15 protein-coding genes and 1 riboswitch are annotated in these 14,924 nt (G+C 39.1%); of the genes, 2 read left to right on the forward strand and 13 right to left on the reverse strand.

Features of this window, described 5'->3' with window-relative positions:
• Positions 1-6: 6 nt before the first annotated feature.
• A complete protein-coding gene (locus tag CZ487_RS15135) occupies positions 7-1,197 on the reverse strand; it encodes a CapA family protein (protein WP_077213125.1) in 1,191 nt (396 codons plus the stop codon).
• 299 nt (positions 1,198-1,496) lie between these two features.
• Here CZ487_RS15135 and CZ487_RS15140 point away from each other — a divergent pair, with 299 nt between their 5' ends.
• Positions 1,497-2,519: a cytochrome d ubiquinol oxidase subunit II gene (locus tag CZ487_RS15140; RefSeq protein WP_077213126.1), complete on the forward strand. Its 1,023-nt coding sequence runs from the start codon at positions 1,497-1,499 to the stop codon at positions 2,517-2,519.
• An 82-nt stretch (positions 2,520-2,601) separates the two neighbouring features.
• Here CZ487_RS15140 and CZ487_RS15145 read toward each other — a convergent pair whose 3' ends face one another.
• The 11 genes from CZ487_RS15145 to CZ487_RS15195 all read right to left on the reverse strand — a co-directional run bounded on the left by CZ487_RS15145 (position 2,602) and on the right by CZ487_RS15195 (position 13,136).
• Positions 2,602-3,300, reverse strand: a complete 699-nt coding sequence (locus CZ487_RS15145; RefSeq protein ID WP_077213127.1) for a DUF2306 domain-containing protein — start codon at positions 3,298-3,300, stop codon at positions 2,602-2,604.
• A gap of 147 nt (positions 3,301-3,447) precedes the next feature.
• Positions 3,448-3,954 carry an energy coupling factor transporter S component ThiW gene (gene thiW / locus CZ487_RS15150; RefSeq protein WP_077213128.1) on the reverse strand — a complete coding sequence of 169 codons (507 nt, stop codon included), beginning with the start codon at positions 3,952-3,954 and terminating at the stop codon, positions 3,448-3,450.
• A complete protein-coding gene (thiE, locus tag CZ487_RS15155; protein ID WP_077213129.1) occupies positions 3,947-4,621 on the reverse strand; it encodes a thiamine phosphate synthase in 675 nt (224 codons plus the stop codon). Before thiE ends, thiW begins: the two co-directional genes overlap by 8 nt.
• A complete protein-coding gene (gene thiD / locus CZ487_RS15160; protein ID WP_077213130.1) occupies positions 4,618-5,430 on the reverse strand; it encodes a bifunctional hydroxymethylpyrimidine kinase/phosphomethylpyrimidine kinase in 813 nt (270 codons plus the stop codon). The genes thiE and thiD overlap by 4 nt, the downstream gene beginning before the upstream one ends.
• A 13-nt stretch (positions 5,431-5,443) precedes the next feature.
• Positions 5,444-6,250 carry a hydroxyethylthiazole kinase gene (gene thiM, locus CZ487_RS15165; RefSeq protein WP_077213131.1) on the reverse strand — a complete coding sequence of 269 codons (807 nt, stop codon included), beginning with the start codon at positions 6,248-6,250 and terminating at the stop codon, positions 5,444-5,446.
• 14 nt (positions 6,251-6,264) lie between these two features.
• On the reverse strand, positions 6,265-7,026 hold the full coding sequence (locus CZ487_RS15170) for a 3-oxoacyl-ACP reductase (protein ID WP_077213132.1): 762 nt from the start codon (positions 7,024-7,026) through the stop codon (positions 6,265-6,267).
• 83 nt (positions 7,027-7,109) lie between these two features.
• A riboswitch (TPP riboswitch) is annotated at positions 7,110-7,218 on the reverse strand.
• An 818-nt stretch (positions 7,219-8,036) separates the two neighbouring features.
• Entirely contained in the window at positions 8,037-8,552 is a 516-nt protein-coding gene (locus CZ487_RS15175; protein WP_084783292.1) for a GNAT family N-acetyltransferase, read from the reverse strand.
• A gap of 51 nt (positions 8,553-8,603) precedes the next feature.
• Positions 8,604-9,848, reverse strand: a complete 1,245-nt coding sequence (locus CZ487_RS15180; RefSeq protein WP_077213133.1) for an acyl-CoA dehydrogenase family protein — start codon at positions 9,846-9,848, stop codon at positions 8,604-8,606.
• A 213-nt stretch (positions 9,849-10,061) separates the two neighbouring features.
• Entirely contained in the window at positions 10,062-10,778 is a 717-nt protein-coding gene (locus CZ487_RS15185; protein ID WP_077213134.1) for a GDSL-type esterase/lipase family protein, read from the reverse strand.
• Between the two features lie 95 nt (positions 10,779-10,873).
• Positions 10,874-11,893 carry an acyltransferase family protein gene (locus CZ487_RS15190; RefSeq protein WP_077213135.1) on the reverse strand — a complete coding sequence of 340 codons (1,020 nt, stop codon included), beginning with the start codon at positions 11,891-11,893 and terminating at the stop codon, positions 10,874-10,876.
• A 223-nt stretch (positions 11,894-12,116) separates the two neighbouring features.
• Positions 12,117-13,136, reverse strand: coding sequence for a zinc-binding dehydrogenase (locus tag CZ487_RS15195; protein ID WP_077213136.1), 1,020 nt, complete (start codon positions 13,134-13,136; stop codon positions 12,117-12,119).
• Between the two features lie 125 nt (positions 13,137-13,261).
• On the opposite strand from CZ487_RS15195, the gene CZ487_RS15200 reads away from it, so the two are divergent.
• Positions 13,262-14,095 carry an MBL fold metallo-hydrolase gene (locus CZ487_RS15200; protein ID WP_077213137.1) on the forward strand — a complete coding sequence of 278 codons (834 nt, stop codon included), beginning with the start codon at positions 13,262-13,264 and terminating at the stop codon, positions 14,093-14,095.
• On the opposite strand, the gene CZ487_RS15205 is transcribed toward CZ487_RS15200, so the two are convergent.
• The gene (locus tag CZ487_RS15205) at positions 14,082-14,762 is read right to left on the reverse strand and encodes an NUDIX hydrolase (protein WP_077213138.1); all 681 of its coding nucleotides are present in this window, start codon (positions 14,760-14,762) and stop codon (positions 14,082-14,084) included. The two genes, CZ487_RS15200 and CZ487_RS15205, sit on opposite strands and share 14 nt — an antisense overlap.
• Positions 14,763-14,924 lie beyond the last annotated feature (162 nt).

Raw genomic sequence — 14,924 nt, forward strand, 5'->3', positions numbered from 1 at the left:
CGCTGTTTATTTTTGCTCATACACCAGCCAATCAGCACCATGAATTTCCTTTGATACATCGATGATTTTTTGTTTTACCCGCTCTCCTTCTTCACCAGTCAGCATGGTTGGCTGATAATTATTCCTGGTTGAGACCGATGAAATTGAGAACGGAACAACATTTATTTCTTTTGTTTCGGTAAGTTCTCCATTTTTCAAATGAAAGGTTTGTTGAAAAACAAATGTATCCTTGTCATCAGGATTTCGGTTTCCTCCAAACATAAAGTTCCCTAGACTGTAAACGATAAATTTCCCTTTGTACTCTTCAATGCCCTGTACAACATGTGGATGATGACCGAGTACAAGATCTGCCCCATTATCGATCGTATAACGACCTAATGATTGCTGCCCTTGATGTGGTACATATTGACGTTCGTTTCCCCAATGATATTGTACAAGAACAATTTGCACGCCCTGATCACGTAGTTCTTGAATATCCTGAGACACCTTGTTTCTCATCTCTATTGTATCGGACCAGCCCTCATAGCCTAAACAGCCAATCTTAACACCTTTGATCTCTGTTATGTAAAGATTGTCGTAACCAAAATAAGCAATCTTTTCTTTTTCCAAAGAAGCGATCGTATCCTCATAACCTTTTTCCAAATAGTCAAAAATATGATTGTTTGCTAGATTTACAGCCTCAATTCCTTCCATCTTTAAAATCTTCGCGTATGCGGGGTCGCCCTTAAAACGAAATTTCTTCTCTGCCTTTTCAGTAGCAGTCGTCAAGGTGGTCTCTAAATTTACCGTTGTAAAATCGTCTTCTTTAAAAATATCCTGCAAGCCAGCCCCAAAATACTCCAGCCCATTATTTTGCGCTTCTATGTCAAAAGAGTCACTATAGCCAAATGTCTCGTCTGTTCCTAGTGTAAAATCACCAGCAGCACTGATTTTAATGGTTGTTTGGACTTCTGGAACTGCCTTGCTTGCAAATGCGGGTATTGGTTTTTCAGCGTGCGCTCGTGGAATCGCAAACCTATCATTATTCTTAGTTCCAACTAAGAACATGGCTCTCTCGGAGTTCATCCCTTTCGATATGAACACTGCCGCTGCTATAGCCAAAATGAAGAAACTAATCGTAATCATGAATGTTTTAAAGTTCTTTTTCGATCGACCTTCTCCTATTTTATTGGATCTTCTTAAATTCCCATTATTCATAACCTCGAGAACCCCTTTAAATTGATGATCAAAAGTAAATATATTTTAGCTTATTATATATTAATTTCTAAATATTTTAAATTGTATTTCATCTTAATCTATTAAATTTGAATAAACAAATCCCTGCATGTAGTGACGAATTTTTCCATATCCAATGGGAAATACTTTAGAGGTCGAAGATTAAACTCAAAATTTTCCTTGTATAGCTAGGTTCATGACTAAAGCTTTCGAATGGGTAGATCGAAAAAATGAGTGCAGGAACCTGCTATTATGGAGATGGAAAAAGCAGGAGGTTCTCTATGATTTTAGAAATCGTCGGTATTTCCATACTATGGTTGTTCCTATTTGGATATATCATGGTTGCTTCCATTGACTTTGGTGCTGGTTTTTTTAATGCATTCAGCCTATTTAGAGGGAAACATCATATCTTAACCAAAATTATTGGGCGATATCTTTCTCCTGTCTGGGAGGTAACGAACGTCTTCCTAGTATTTTTCTTTGTAGGGATTGTTGGTTTTTTTCCAGAAACAGCCTTTTATTATGGCACCACGCTGTTAATACCAGCGAGCATCGCCATCATACTGCTTGCATCAAGAGGGGCCTATTATGCTTTTGCGTCAACCGGAGAAATTAAACAGAAACGGTATATATACTCTTACGGCATTTCAGGATTGTTTATCCCGGCTTCTCTTTCCGTTGTTTTAACGATCTCTGAAGGTGGTTTTGTCCAAGTCGAAGGAACTTCTCCCGTGCTAGATTATTGGGGTTTAATTACCAATCCTCTGACATGGGGATTTGTTTCACTAAGCTTGTCGGTAGTTCTATTTAGTTCAGCTCTGTTCCTTACCTGGTATGCACACAAAGCGAATGATATAAAAGCATCTGAACTGCTTCGAAAATATGCTCTGATTTGGTCAGTATCGATGATTTTATCGGCTTTATGTACTTTTTCCTTGTTGCGCTTCCATAATCCCGGCCATTATGAAAGGTTAACGGAACTATCGTGGATGTTTATTCCTTCTTTACTATTATTTTTTGGTACATTCTATCTCATTTGGAGTAAGCGGAATTATGGGTTAGCTTTTGGACTTTTAGCTCTACAGATTGCTCTTGCCTTTTTTGCATATGGAATTTCTCATTTGCCTTACTTGCTTTATCCATATTTAACCATTTATGATGGGTTTGCCGATGAAGCAATGGCAGTGATGATGATCATTGCCTTTATAGCGGGGTTAGTATTGCTGTTTCCATCTCTTTTTCTATTGCTGCGGCTATTTTTATTTAACAAAGAATATGTACAAAGCAATCACATCGATCCGTAACCGAATGATGATACGATAAAAACACCTGTAACATTTGAACAACAGGTGTTTTTTCCATTGTTTTTGTTTATCTTTGCAGTATTTATACCGAGATGTTCTTCCTTTTAGAGTTAAATTTGCGATGATAGTATACGGAAAATCCAATGATAACTGGTGTGAGGAAGATGGTCGGTAAAAACCATAAAAGTATATTCACAGAATCAATATTTAAAAGTCTAGGAGCTGCGAAAACTGAAAAGGCGGTGATCGTTGAAATGGAACAACCAATCATCCCGCTCAAATGCTCAAACCACCAGTGCATTTTGACTGAAGGTTTGCGCAGCCAATATTTTAGCTGTGTAGCAGCAAGGAAAATGCCAAGGAACGGGAACCAAGATAACAGTGGCATTTCCTGAATAAAACCATAAGTGCTGATAAAGATAGATGAAATCAATAAAAGAATCGAAAATCCCAAATCGGCAATATGCCTATGGCTGTCCTTTCTGTTTTTAAAACGAAGAACTCGAATTCCATAAAAAGCAGTGGACGAACTCAAAATAGCAATAAAAATTAAGAATATCGAAAAAGAGATGGTGTCATTAGAACTTGCAGGATCTAGAATCCTAAATACTCCCATATAAAGAGCAGAAACAGATACAACAACCATCCCCGTAACATATACCCACCCTGAGATAATATGAATTTTTCCGCCTTTTTTCGTCACGATGGGGATCCAAAAAACGAATAAAGCAATAAAACCGCCAATAATATGGAGAATCCTGAAAATATCAAACAGAGCCATGTATTAACCACCTTGATAAAGAAATTTAGCTAAGATGTTGATTCCATTTTACAAGCACAACCCCTCTTTAAACAAGAATAATTTTCCATTTTTACCATTTATATTAAAATAACCACTCTAAATGGCTAGAGTGGTTATTTTATGGTGCTATTGCAAGCTCTTTTGTTGCAAATCGCGAAACGCAGGGTTTTTTATCACAATGCTTAATAGGATAAATGCAAATAATGCCCCCGCAAATGAGCTGACCATGAAGCTAGGGATAAATCCAAACAGCGCCGCATTTTGTCCTAAAAGGAGCGTAGCAATTGGGTAGCAGGCAATGGCGCCTAAAATGCCTGTTCCGACCGTTTCACCAATAAATGTAAGCGACAGCTTCTTTGTTTTTTGATATAAATAGGCTGCTAGAAACGCCCCAATCATACTCCCAGGAAAAGCAAAAAACGAGCCGGTCCCCATCATATTTCTAAGCAAAGAAACCGAAAAAGCCTGTATGACCGCATAAGCCGGTCCTAGCAATACAGCGGATAATACATTAATGAAATGCTGCATGGGAAACACCTTCGCAAAGCCTAGAGGAATATAGAACATATGACTCGTTAATGTCCCAACCGCAACGAGCATGGCTGTGACTGTCATTTTTAACGTTTTATTCAAGACGCACTCCTCCTTTTGCCGTAACTTTCCGAGATAATTCTCTGGCCGCTTCCTGTACATCATCTGCAAGGCTGATCGCACTTATTAAGGAAATCCCATCAGCCCCCGCTTCTATCACACTGCCGGCATTTTCAGCATGTATGCCTCCAATACCTACGAGCGGAATTGTAAAGCCTTCTGAACGCAGTATCTCAATGATATTTAATCCCTGTACTGGATTCGCATCTTCTTTTGTTTTCGTTGGAAAAATAGGACCTACACCAAAATAATCGGCACCGGCTTCGACGGCAGCTTTTGCTTCTACTATGTTGTGTACAGACACACCGAGGATTTTATCACCAATTTTTTCCCTAACGGCCTTAATCTCTTCATCATCCTGTCCAATATGAACACCATCAGCATTTAGTGCTAGCGCTAAGTCAATGTCATCATTGACAATGAAAGGAACATGCCCCTGCTTGCAGATGTATTGAAGTTCCTCTGCCAACGCATATTTTTGGTCACCTTTCAAAGCGCCATTCCCTTTTTCGCGAAACTGAAAAAAGGAAACCCCTCCTGCAATCGCTTCTTTTAGAACTTCTGCTGAGGATTTTTCACAATTAGGACTCCCCATTATAAAATATAGCTTTAAAGCAGATCGCAAAGCCTCCTCGGTCATTTTCTTCATAATTTCACGGCTCCCTTTCGATAAGCCCAATGATTGGTAGGCCCATGTCCGTTGCCAATTTCCAGATCATCTTCAATCGCAGCTGAGATGAAGCTTTTCGCAGTTGAAACCGCATCGTATATTGACTTTCCTTTTGCAAGCTCTGCCGTGATCGCTGCTGAGAAGGTACAACCTGTACCATGGGTATTTTTAGTAGGAATTCTCTTATTCTTAAAGACATGAAAATCTATGCCATCAAATAATAGATCAGTAGACTCTTGCTCGTCTGAATCATGTCCGCCCTTGATGACGACATTTTTCACACCTAAATTCATTAACCGTTTGCAGGCTTCTTTCTTATCTTCATTCGTAATTATTTTCATACCTGTCAGAACCTCAGCCTCTGGTATATTCGGAGTGATCACATAAGAGACAGGCAGCAGACTCGTTTTCATTGCCGACACAGCTGCGTCCTGTAAAAGCGAAGCACCACCTTTAGCAATCATGACCGGGTCTACAACAATTTTTTCCCAGCCATAGTCTTTAATTTTTACTGAAACGGCTTCGATAATGTCAGCTGAAAAAAGCATCCCTGTTTTCAGTGCATCAACGCCAATGTCTTCACCAATCGAAGTGATTTGCTCTGCTACAGCTTCTGGTGTCATTGGAAAAACTCCTTGAACCCCCAATGTATTTTGAGCGGTAACGGCTGTCAGCGCAGACATCCCATAGACACTTAGCTCCTGAAACGTCTTTAAATCGGCTTGAATACCTGCTCCACCGCCACTATCGGAACCTGCAATTGTTAAAGCTTTTGCTACTTTTCCCATATGAAGTCCCTCCTTATATTTGCTCAAATGAGCTATGAAGATTGATTTCATCCTGCGATACGTTTGCCAGCTTGTTCATAAATTGCATTTGAAAGCTTCCTGGTCCCTCACTTGCTGTTTTCTCAGCGGCCAATTCTGCTGCTACGCCATAAAAGGACAGAGCTGCCACGGCGGCATCCAGCTTATTTTCCTCAACTGCTGCAAAAGCACCTACTACTGTTGAAAGAAGACAGCCCGTTCCAGTTACTTTTGTCAGGATTGGATGACCATTATGGACAAGATAAGTAGTGCTGCCGTCAGTGATAATATCATCCTTACCCGTAACAACAACAACTGCGTTAAGTTTTTTCGCCGCTAACTTCGCTATCTCAACTGCATCTCCATCTCCGCTGCCTGCATCGACACCTTTTATTTCCCATTTCTCACCTATGAGATTAGCAATCTCCGCAGCATTACCTCTGATCACATTCACTTTTATTTCATTTAGTATTCTTCGTGAGGTTTGTGTTCGGTATGGTGTTGCTCCCACTCCAACTGGATCCAGTACAACTGGAACACCGTGTTCGTTCGCTGATTTACCAGCAATGACCATCGCCTCTAAGTCATCACTGTTCAATGTTCCCATATTGAGGACAAGGGCGTCCGCAACCTTTGCCATATCCGCAACCTCTTCAGGTGCCGAAGCCATGACCGGTGAAGCCCCAATAGCTAAGAGACCATTCGCTGAAAAATTTGCCACTACAATATTAGTAATATTATGTATGAGAGGTGAGCTTTCTCTTACTCTCATTAACAATGAGTTTACTTTTTCCTCATTCATCTTTCATCCCTCCATTAATCCATTACTAGTCCGCCATCGACGTTAAGGTTTTGTCCAGTCACACCACTGCCCCATGGTGATGCAAAGAAAAGTACTGCTTTAGCGACATCTTCTGGTGTTGTGACCTTCTTTAAAGGCGTGCTTGCTTCAATTAATTGAAAAACTTCCTCGGAAGTGGCAGAGCTGGCATCTGTTGTTTTTAACAAACCTCCTGATACCATATTGACCGTGATGCCAAACTCTCCTAATTCCTTCGCCATATTTCTAGTAAAACCTAATAGTGCTGCTTTACTCGTTGTATAGTCATGATAAGCGACAACTGGATTTTGGAAAAGGTTCGTACCAATGTTGACGATCCTGCCCTCTCCCGCTTCTTTCATACCAGGAATGGCGGCTTGCGTTGTATTTAATGCCCCACGGATTGCTCCTTCTAATTGGATCTGGTAATCACTCCATGAAATATCAGCGGCATTCTTTTTACCAACAGGATCAAACTTGAAATTGACTAATGCATTATTGACAACCGTGGTGATCGGTCTACCATAGTTTTCTCTCGCTTTTGTAAATAAATCTCGCACTTGTTGCTCATCTCGAACATCAGCTTGGATCGCGACGGCATTTTCGCCAATCTCTTCTTTCAAGGCCGCTGCCGCCTCTTCACTATGAAAATAGTTAATGACTACTTTTGCACCCTCACTAGCAAATGCCTTTACTGTTTCTTTCCCTAATCCCCGAGCTCCCCCGGTGACAAGCACAATTTGTTCTGATAATTTCATTCTTGTTCCCTCCTACTGTTGTTGTGGAAAAACAAAAAAGCCAGATCCCATAAAAAGGACCTGGCTTAATAAGCAATAAGAATCATCGTGACTTCCTACTTTCCTACGCCGGTATTATCCGGATCAGGTCCAAGGGTTAAAAAACGTAACGTTTTTCTCTCAGCCAAAAATCTGGCACCCCTAGTAGTTGTTGAAATATTCATTTACTAAATGATAGTACTCCCATTGGAAAAAGTAAAGGGATTTTTTGATTCTTCTAATTTTTTGGATTAGAAATCTACTGATATGATGGAGATGAAGGACAAATCCATTGTAAAACTTAAACTAAATGGTCTTCATGCTCCGGATGAAGACCGTTAGTCCTATAAAACTTCATGCTTATGGTCTTCATTCAACAGATGATGACCGTTAGTCTTATAAAACTTCATGCTTATGGTCTTCATTCAACGGATGATGACCGTTTGCCTTTTAAAACTTCATGCTTATGGTCCTCATTCAACAGATGAAGACCGTTTGCCTTATAAAACTTCATGCTTATGGTCTTCATTCAACGGATGATGACCATTAGTCCTATAAAACTTCAGCCTCTTGGTCCTCACTCAATGGATGATGACCGTTTGCCTTATAAAACTTCATGCTTATGGTCCTCATTCAATGGATGATGACCGTTTGCCTTATAAAACTTCAGCCTCTTGGTCCTCATTCAACGGATGATGACCGTTTGCCTTTTAAAACTTCATGCTTATGGTCCTCATTCAACGGATGATGACCGTTAGTCCTATAAAACTTCAGCCTTATGGTCCTCATTCAACGGATGAGGACCGTTTGCCTTTTAAAACTTCTTCCTCCTGGTCCTCATTCAACGGATGAGGACCGTTAGTCCTATAAAACTTCAGCCTTATGGTCCTCATTCAACGGATGAGGACCGTTTGCCTAAAAACCTTCATGCTTATGGTCTTCATTCTGCTTGCGAAGACCGAAAGTCTATTAAATGAAGCGAAATTTGTCTTCTAAGTTAAGGCTTTTTCAAAAAAAGGTAAGGTTAAATCACTATTGACACTCATCTCGTTAACTTTTTCAAAACCATTCTTCCCATAAAAAGCAATAGCGGGTGCGTTTTTAGAACCTGTTGATACTTTTAATACCGTTATTCCAGCTTGCTGTTGAATACAATTCAATAGCTTCTGGGCAATTCCTTTTCTGAAATGATTTGGATGTACGAATAGGCGATGGATGTCAATAACGTCATTTTCTTTCTTATATGAGATCACCCCGCATAGCTCGTCTTTTTCATAAAAACCAAAGAAAGTTTCCCCGCTTTTTTGAAGACTATCAACTGTTTCTCTTAACGGAGGCAGATCAGAATAGCCTATTATTTTTGCTTCAACCCTATAAGCCGGTATTTGTATTTTTAGCACCTCTCCAGCTTCTTTACAACTTGTTATATTTATTTTATGGATGCTCACTTTATCCCCTTTTCCAAAAATAGTAATTATCTCAATATTATCATATAAGTCTTCTATCATAAAAAAGAGACAGCGTCTTAGGAACATCCCCAAACACTGTCTCTACCACTATTAACTAAAATCTGTATCGCCTTTAAGCAATCTTCTTGCAATCGTGCGGCGCTGAATTTCAGCTGTTCCATCAGGTACTCTCATCGAACGAGCCCAACGCCAAACTTTTTCAATTTTCATCTCATTCGTTAAGCCCATTCCACCCATGATTTGCATACAGCGATCTAATACACGGAATGCCATTTCTGTCGTGAATGCTTTAATCATTGAGATTTCTTTGATTGGAAGTTCTTTTTGATTCTCCATTTTCCATGCACAATGAAGAAGCATATTGCGGCCGGCATAAATATCCATGCCACATTCTGCAATCATCATCTGGATCGCCTGATGGTTGTCAATTGTCACCCCGAATGTCTTACGCTGTTTGGCATACTCAATTGCTCGATCAAGAGCCCATTGTGCAGTCCCTACACAGTTGGCTGCCATAACAACACGTCCAATGTCAACACCATGAAGAGCAGCGCCAAAGCCATCATGCAAATCACCAATAATATACTTTTCATGTACACGTGCATCTTCAATGGAAACAATTCCAATGCGGCTTCCTAAGTGGCCTAAATAAGGAATGGTTGAAGAGCATGTACAAGTTTTTCCATCAAATGGAACTAGAAAAGCCGTAATTCCGCCTCTTCTCTTCTCAGCCAACTCCGGATCGGTAATGGCAAAAATGATCGCATATTCTGCATATGGAGCATTTGTGATCCATTGCTTTGTACCGTTGATGACCCAATGATCTCCATCTTTGACAGCTTTGGTTTTGATGCTCCATACATCAGAACCAGCGTCTGGTTCACTTAGTCCAAAGCAAAGTAATGATTCACCTGTTTTGATTTTTGGTAAAACCTCTTCCCTTACTTCCGGCTTCATTCCTAATAGTACAGGAGTAAGTCCGCCAGAGAATAGTCCTGGAGGGAAAATTTCCGAAATTAACAGATTGTATCCATATTTTTTTGTAAGAGCTTCATGAATTAAAGCAACAGCTAATGGTCCAAACTCGTCGCCATTCCCGCCTAACTCAGCTTCCCCAAACATCGTAAAAAACCCTGCTTCAGCCGATTTAAGTCTTACTTGTTTCAATGCTTCTTGAAATTCTGGCGTGTATTTGCCATTTTCGTCATATAAATAACGTTCATCTTCAAGTGCCTTGGCAAATTTCTTCTCCAACGGTTTAATTTCAACCTCGACAAAACGTTCCAAACTTTCTATTACACTAGTAATTTCTTCTGGTGCTTTAAAATCAATCATTCTATTAACCTCCTGTTTCATTGTTTCTTATAAAAAAAGTTTCCTAACAATATGTATAACGTTTCACTCTATGAAGCGCTTTCACTTTATTTTATATCAGTATTTTAAAATTGTAAACGTAAGATTATAAATATTAAGATAATTTACCGGTTGTTTTAAAATTTTCTTACCATAATGAAACGCTGATCCTTTTTAGGAATCAGCGTGATTGGTTTACGGTTTCTCTTGAATACTTTCCAATAAGCGGTTAGCGATTAACTCGTAACCTGCAGGGTTGGGATGGATGGAATCACTGAAATATTGAGTCTTAGGCTTATTATTAAACAAATCTAAAGTCGGGACATACTTAACCTGCTCATATCCTTTGATCACTTCATGTATTTCATCGTTCCAAGCATAAATGAGTTCCTGCAGCTGTATGTTATTTTTATACTCAACGTAAGGATGATAAAGTCCTAATACAAAAATCGAAGCATCTTGATTTTGATTTCTAATACTATGAAGAATTTTATCAAGATTTTTTGAAAATTGAACTCGTCCTCGATTTAGACTCATAACATCAATGTTCTCGAACTGATGCTTCGCACTGTGTCTAAAATCATTTGTACCAACGTAAAGAATAATCATATCCGCTTGTTTTATTTGCTTGTTGGTATCCTCATTCTCCAATTGTTTTAATATATCTTCGGTCGTATATTTAGGAATACCAAAGTTGCGTAACTTTACAGAAATCCCCTTATCTTTTTGAAGCGCTAGCTTAACCCTTTCAATATAGCCCTTTTTGTCGGGATCGCCCGTTCCATGGGTGATGGAATCGCCTAAGGCGACCACTTTAAGAACATTTCTACTGGCTAATGACTCTTGAATCCAGCTATACCCACCGATTATAAATAATATAAAGCAGCATGTGAATATGATTATTTTTTTCATAAGAAAAACCCCTAATAGTAAACTTATTAGGAGTTTTCCCAAATTTCAATCTGTCATGTAGAAATAGTACAGAATACTCCCTGTCTTATTTTACATCAGCGATGTTGTTCATGACTCGATTGGACATGATATTTTTTCAAAAAAGAAAATTTTAATTCAATAATTGGCTGTGTCAGCCGGCGGACGAATTTACTTGATAAAAAGGCAATTAACAAGATTGAAATAACAAGTAAAATAATTACTTGTTCGGATTCCTTTAGAATGTCTACTAATTCACTGCTTCTAAAATACTTAACAAAAAAGCCGTGCAACAAGTAAACATAGATCGAACTAGTGCCCCATTCAGTAAAGAAATACCTTTTCCTAGGAACCAGTGCTAAAAAGCTTAAAGTTGCCCCCAGAGTTAATGAATATACTCCCAATCGGATAATGCCTCCGTCAAAATGGGAATGATCTAGGGCGCCGTATGGCTTAGAACCAAATAGCCATTTATAGTCAAAATTCGGAAATAAATAATAAGCAATAAACAGTGAAATTAATATGAATACGGAAACATATTTAAACTTCAAAGCACGAACTTTTTCGAAATGCTCCTTCTTTAAATAGTATCCCAGCAAGAAGAATGGGAAAAACACAAAAGTCCTCGACAAGCTTAAATAGTTGCTAATTTCATCGAAATAGCCGACAAATATTCCCAATGCTACTGCTAAAAGAAGGGAAACACCTGCTTTCATTTTTGCAAACAAAAAGAGCAATACATTCCAGCAAAACAAACTTAGCAAAAACCATAATGACCATTGCGGGTTTAAAGGGTCCAATTCAACTACCTTATGGTTGTTTAAGAAGAAGTAATAAAACGAGTATATGGATTGAAATATCAAGTAGGGAATAATCAATTTTTTCGCGACATTTTTCAAATAACCCGGTTTACGAAATCCCTTCGCAAAAAAGCCTGATATTAAAATAAAGGCAGGCATATGAAAGGTATAGATCGTTGTATACAAGGTGTAAATCCATTGTTCTTCATGAATATAAGATTGTATTAAATGGCCAAAAACAACTAGGAATATTAGTAAAAACTTTGCATTGTCATAATAAGCATCACGGGTCTTCATACACAACACAACCTCCCATTAACATGTTATACCACATTATATTTCTATCCGTCTATAATATTCGGGGGGTTGTCATGAGTATTTGACCGTTTTAATGTACCTGTAACCACAATGTAACTCTTTAACAAAGCCATTACATTCCAGTTACTTTTCTGAGCTTAAATGGCTGACTTAAAAAGACAAAGGACCTATCCTCTTTATAAGAAGATAGGCCCTTTAAATATTATTCTGGTATAGAAAGAACGATTTTGCCGAATTGGCTTCCTCCGTCCATTTGACGATGTGCCTCATCTGTTTGTTCTAGATGATAGACCTTGTCTACTGTTGGTTTAATTTGATGATCTTCGTACAGCTTAAGCATATCGGCAAATTCTTCAGGAGTTCCCATTGTAGAACCCATAATATGCATTTGTTTAAAGAAGATGCGCGGCATGAGAATATTATTAACTGGTCCTAGTGTAGCACCGAATGATACCAGTCTGCTTCCGGAATTGGATAGATAAATCAAATCATTGAAAGTATCTCCGCCAATGCTGTCGATCGTTAAATCAGCACCGCCTGATAAGGCTTTCAATTCCTTCACCCAGTTCTCATTACGGTAGTTTACTCCGCCTGCAGCACCTAAAGCAATCGCTTTTTCAATCTTTTCATCACTGCTGGAAGTAACGTACACTTTTGCTCCTTTAGCTGCCGCGATTTGCAATGCAAAAGTCGCAACTCCGCCGCCAATCCCTGGAATAATAACAGTATCATCAGCCTTTACTTGTCCTTTCGTTACAACAGAACGATAAGCTGTGATCCCGGCTAATGGGAGGGCCGCTGCTTCTTCCCAAGACAAATGCTTTGGCTTATGGAAGACGTTTTCAGCAGGAATTTTAATATACTGTGCGTATGTACCATCAATCGGAACGCCTAATACCGAAAAAGTTGGCAGTGGATAATCAGGATTATCTCCCCATCCCATTCCTGGGTTAATCACCACTTCATTACCAACTTCAAATCCTTTGACTCCTTCTCCTAGTTCGGCGATAACTCCAGCTCCGTCTGCACCTGGAATGGCAGGTACTTGGATATTTGGGTATTGACCATATCTGATAAATACATCTCTGCGGTTCAACGCAGCGTTCTTTAATTTAATCAAAATTTCACCTTGTCCAGGTTTTGGGATATCAATTTCCTCATAATACAAAGGGGCCATTTCTTTCCCCGGTTTCATTTTGTCTTTTAGAATGATTGCTTTCATTTTATTCCCTCCACTTTTAAAAAAATTCTTAATATTTAGTCTATAAGGTATTATACTATAAAAGAAGATAAACATCATTAAAAAATGTAGAATAGAAAAATAGTTAGCTAGAAAGGATGTTGTTCGTGCAAAACAATACAGATCTAAAAGTTATCCGTGTACCAGTTCCTACTCCAACATTATTGCCTCATACGACTACTAATTGCTATTTGATCGGAAATGATCAAGAATCAATATTAGTTGATGCAGGTTATGATATAGAGGAAACTAGAACACTACTTAATAGAATCATCCAAGATAACGGGTTGGCCTCTCCTAAAAGAATTGTCCTGACCCATTACCATCCAGATCACGCACCCGGTGTTAAGCAGTTAGTAGAATGGAATGCAGGTATTTACTGCCATTCCGACGAACAAAAGGGCATTTTAGAGGCGATCTCACCTTTGTCCCAATTATCGTTATTAAAAGATGGAGACACCATGACCGTTGCCAATGAAGACATCTTGGTTATTCATGGTCCAGGACATACACCAGGGCATTTAACACTCTATATTCCTTCATCCCGAATCTTGATTGCCGGAGATAACATCGTCGCTGAAGGAACCACCTGGATCGGCCCGCCTGATGGTGATATGACTGATTATATTCAGACTCTCAAACGCATGAAAGAACTGAAGCTGGAAAAAATAGGGCCAGGCCATGGTGAATGGGTAGAAAACCCTTATGAACAAATTGATTTTGTTGTGAACCGCAGATTGCAGCGCGAAAACCAGATTAAAGCTTTGCTTGAGGAACACAAGTCTTTAACATCAGAACGCTTAACGGAAATGATCTATGCGGACACCATTCATCCTAGTGTATTTAAGGTGGCGAAGCTAACAACAGAAGCGCACCTCCTTAAATTGATCAAGGAAGGCGCTGTCACGCAAGATAATTCCCAATATTCTATAAATATTTAAAATACTTCTTCAAATCATCAGTTGATGGCGACATATGCAGTTTGCCGCCATCTAAATGGCTGATGATCGTTTCAAGGGTAATGATCGTTGGCGGTCCCAGCTTTATTTCTCTTTTTTCTAATCCTTCAAGAGCTTCCCCTGGATGAATCCAAAGCGCATCAGCGATTTCATTTCGATCTGGATCTGGACTCTGTCCTTGTGGAAGCTTTGCTAAGAAAAATCTTGTATCAAATCTGATCGGATGATCTTCAGGAGTAATAATCTGACCGATATAAGATAGGCAATCCAGCTCAAGCTTAAGTCTCTCTTCCTCTAATACATGGTTGAAAGAAATATCATTACTGATAAGCTTACTTCTATAGTCCATTTCTTTTTCTTTAGAAAGCAGTGCAGGTGTTCCGTCCTCCCTAGTTCCTAAAAGAATTCCCACCTCTTCAAACAATTCTCTCGCTGCAGCCATATAGTAACCTGCTGATAGACTTGCATCAGGAACCTCAATTTTACCAATTGTGTGATGAAGGTGATTATCCTCCTCCTCGACAGCCCCGCCAGGAAAGACGTGGAATCCTCCAAAAAATTTCATTGTTTCTGGTCTCTGCGTTAAATACACTCTCGATAAGTCATCCATCAACACTACCGTTGATGCTGGTTTTGGAATTACAGACATGATACTCCCCCTTATTATTTTTAAAAAATGATAGTAGCGCTTTTTCTAAATAATTAAACAATCGTTCTCTATACATATTCCACTTTCCACCCGAAAACCCCTCTTCCTATATATAAGTCTATGATGTTTAAAGGAGTTTTTGAGCTTCAGTTGGAAAATAAA

This window comes from Robertmurraya dakarensis (genome assembly GCF_900156875.1).
GTDB classification, from domain to species: domain Bacteria; phylum Bacillota; class Bacilli; order Bacillales; family Cytobacillaceae; genus Robertmurraya; species Robertmurraya dakarensis.

Excerpts from the sequence above, each read along its gene's own strand:
- CZ487_RS15145 (WP_077213127.1), bottom strand. The coding sequence starts at position 3,300 with ATGGCTCTGTTTGATATTTTCAGGATTCTCCATATTATTGGCGGTTTT.
- CZ487_RS15190 (WP_077213135.1), bottom strand. The coding sequence starts at position 11,893 with ATGAAGACCCGTGATGCTTATTATGACAATGCAAAGTTTTTACTAATA.
- CZ487_RS15185 (WP_077213134.1), bottom strand. The coding sequence starts at position 10,778 with ATGAAAAAAATAATCATATTCACATGCTGCTTTATATTATTTATAATC.
- CZ487_RS15175 (WP_084783292.1), bottom strand. The coding sequence starts at position 8,552 with ATGATAGAAGACTTATATGATAATATTGAGATAATTACTATTTTTGGA.
- CZ487_RS15140 (WP_077213126.1), top strand. The coding sequence starts at position 1,497 with ATGATTTTAGAAATCGTCGGTATTTCCATACTATGGTTGTTCCTATTT.
- CZ487_RS15205 (WP_077213138.1), bottom strand. The coding sequence starts at position 14,762 with ATGTCTGTAATTCCAAAACCAGCATCAACGGTAGTGTTGATGGATGAC.
- thiM (WP_077213131.1), bottom strand. The coding sequence starts at position 6,250 with ATGAATGAGGAAAAAGTAAACTCATTGTTAATGAGAGTAAGAGAAAGC.
- CZ487_RS15180 (WP_077213133.1), bottom strand. The coding sequence starts at position 9,848 with ATGATTGATTTTAAAGCACCAGAAGAAATTACTAGTGTAATAGAAAGT.
- CZ487_RS15135 (WP_077213125.1), bottom strand. The coding sequence starts at position 1,197 with ATGAATAATGGGAATTTAAGAAGATCCAATAAAATAGGAGAAGGTCGA.
- CZ487_RS15195 (WP_077213136.1), bottom strand. The coding sequence starts at position 13,136 with ATGAAAGCAATCATTCTAAAAGACAAAATGAAACCGGGGAAAGAAATG.
- thiD (WP_077213130.1), bottom strand. The coding sequence starts at position 5,430 with ATGGGAAAAGTAGCAAAAGCTTTAACAATTGCAGGTTCCGATAGTGGC.
- CZ487_RS15170 (WP_077213132.1), bottom strand. The coding sequence starts at position 7,026 with ATGAAATTATCAGAACAAATTGTGCTTGTCACCGGGGGAGCTCGGGGA.
- thiE (WP_077213129.1), bottom strand. The coding sequence starts at position 4,621 with ATGAAGAAAATGACCGAGGAGGCTTTGCGATCTGCTTTAAAGCTATAT.